The organism is uncultured Oceanisphaera sp., assembly GCF_947495715.1.
Lineage (GTDB): Bacteria > Pseudomonadota > Gammaproteobacteria > Enterobacterales > Aeromonadaceae > Oceanimonas > Oceanimonas sediminis.
This window is the reverse complement of sequence record NZ_CANLZU010000045.1, coordinates 1-2,157: the sequence shown is the minus strand read 5'-3', so window position 1 is coordinate 2,157 and position 2,157 is coordinate 1. Positions and strand designations below refer to the sequence as shown.

The following is a 2,157-nucleotide window of genomic DNA, read 5'->3' as shown; positions in this document are numbered from 1 at the left end:
CTGAGATCAGTATGATAAGGAGCGACATTTTTCTGCCGCGAAGCGGCTTAGTTCAACAAAGCATTTAAGAGTGATTCGCAACGCGTGGCATTTTTAGTATGCGTTGCGTTAAGTGATTAAGGTGGTTTGCAGAGGTATCGGCGTTGCGTTGCTCACACCTTAATGCGGCGTTAGGCATCTTTCGAAAGGTTTGGCTCACAATGGAAAAACAAGAATATATAAGTAAAGCTTCAAACCCTGATGAGTGGTTTAAGTGTGCGTTTGTACAAAAGAAAGTTGCGGATAAAATTTTAAAGCTAATGCTTGATGACGATGAGATTATCGGGAATTCAGAGCTATTCAAAGACCTTTGGGGTAACGCACACTATCATTATGGCATAGCCTTGGAAAATGGCTTTAAAGGTATGCTGGTTTCTAGGCACCCTGACAAAGTCAAATTCCAAATTAATGGAGACAAGGTTCGCCTAAAAGGCTTAGGCGATAGGCAGAAATTAAGCCACAATCTAGTTGATTTAGCCGAAGAAGCTGGCATTTTTGAGCTTGGCTTACATAAATATGAAAGTGATGAGAAAGCTCTGAGAATTGTGTTGGCTCATCTAACAGACTCAGTTAAGTGGTCACCGAAATATCCTGTGCCAATCGACAATAAGTCTATGTTCAAGTTCGACAACACAATACCTGTTGCGTTGGTGTATGGTTTCCACATACTTGACGTTATGTCTCCTGTATTTGAAGTGTTTAAAGAAAATTTGGTGGCACATGCCTAACAAATAAGGATAAGTGTCGCGCAGCCGACACTTCATCCGGGTGTTGAACAAGCCCGAAGCTGCCTTTATTAAGTAAATTGCTCGGTTGAACATGGGGTGAGCGGTGAGGCCGCTATTTTCTGCAGCCATAGCTGGCCGCTAAGCGATTAGAAGACTAATAACTTCAGTTAGTTACCGTGTTCTGTGAGTGATGGTCGTTCTTCTCCTGCTGTTGTAGAGGCCATTATCCTTATTGTGCCCGCCTGTCGGCTATCCCGTTCGGATGATGCCGGTGCACACCATGCTTTGTGCGCAGTGCGGGCAGCTGCGGCTGGCTTTGGTCATCGTTGCCGGCTCCCCTGGTAGCCCTCGCCATCCCAGTCGCATCAACAACAACTGGATAATCAAGCGCACCGCCTTGGCGCTACCGTGCAGCAGCCCGCAAAGGATCACGGGGTCAGGTCTCACATTTCACACTGACAGTTGGTGCTACTTTTTCTGAATATTAATCTAGTTTGACGTTGTACTAAACAATAGTAGCGAGGCCGGATGATGGTAAGACCGTTACGTATAGAATTTGCGGGTGCGCTTTACCACATTACCAGTCGTGGCAATGAGCGGCAGGACATTTATCGTGATGATACCGATCGGCAGCAGTTTCTGAGCATTCTTGGAGACTGCATTCAGAAATACAACTGGCACTGTCATGCATTTTGTTTGATGAGTAACCATTACCATCTTTTGATCGAAACAGCAGCTCCAACACTATCGAAAGGAATGCGTCAGCTGAATGGTGTTTATACTCAGTTTCATAATATTCGCCACAAACGCGTCGGCCATCTTTTTCAAGGGCGCTACAAAGCTATCTTGGTCGAAAAAGAATACTACCTCCTTGAACTTTCACGCTATATCGTTCTGAACCCGGTCAGAGCAGGCATGGTTAGCCTGCCGGAGCAATGGCCGTGGAGCAGTTTCCAGGCAAGTTCAGGCGCCGCTCCATCACCAGAATGGCTGACCCTTGATTACTTGCTGGCAAGTTTTTCTTGTCATAGAAAGGAAGCGATTTACAGATACCGCTCTTTTGTTCTGGCAGGTATTGATAAAGAGGCACCCTGGAATCAGCTGAAAAATCAAATTTATCTTGGCTCTGATCAGTTTGTGGAAGAGACACAATGTCGATTACAGCCGGATCAGCCTTTGCGTGATGTACCTCGTGTACAAAAACAGGCTCCCAGGCGAGAGCTTGATTGGTATTCGACGCATTACACTGATCCCAAGCAGGCAATGGTCAGAGCGTACCTCAGTGGCCATTATTCGCTTGAAGAAGTTGGAAATCATTTTGGTGTAAGCCGCATGACAGTTAGTCGAGCCGTAAAGGCTCATGTGAAATGTGAGACCTGACCCCAAATTA

Annotated in this window: 2 protein-coding genes; both read left to right on the top strand. The window is 45.9% G+C overall.

The features are described from left to right. The first annotated feature begins 200 nt into the window (after window positions 1–200). Entirely contained in the window at window positions 201–767 is a 567-nt protein-coding gene (locus Q0753_RS16490) for a hypothetical protein (RefSeq protein ID WP_298723686.1), read from the top strand. A 528-nt stretch (window positions 768–1,295) separates the two neighbouring features. Then, window positions 1,296–2,147, top strand: a complete 852-nt coding sequence (locus tag Q0753_RS16485) for a transposase (protein ID WP_298723682.1) — start codon at window positions 1,296–1,298, stop codon at window positions 2,145–2,147. The last annotated feature ends 10 nt before the right edge of the window (window positions 2,148–2,157 follow it).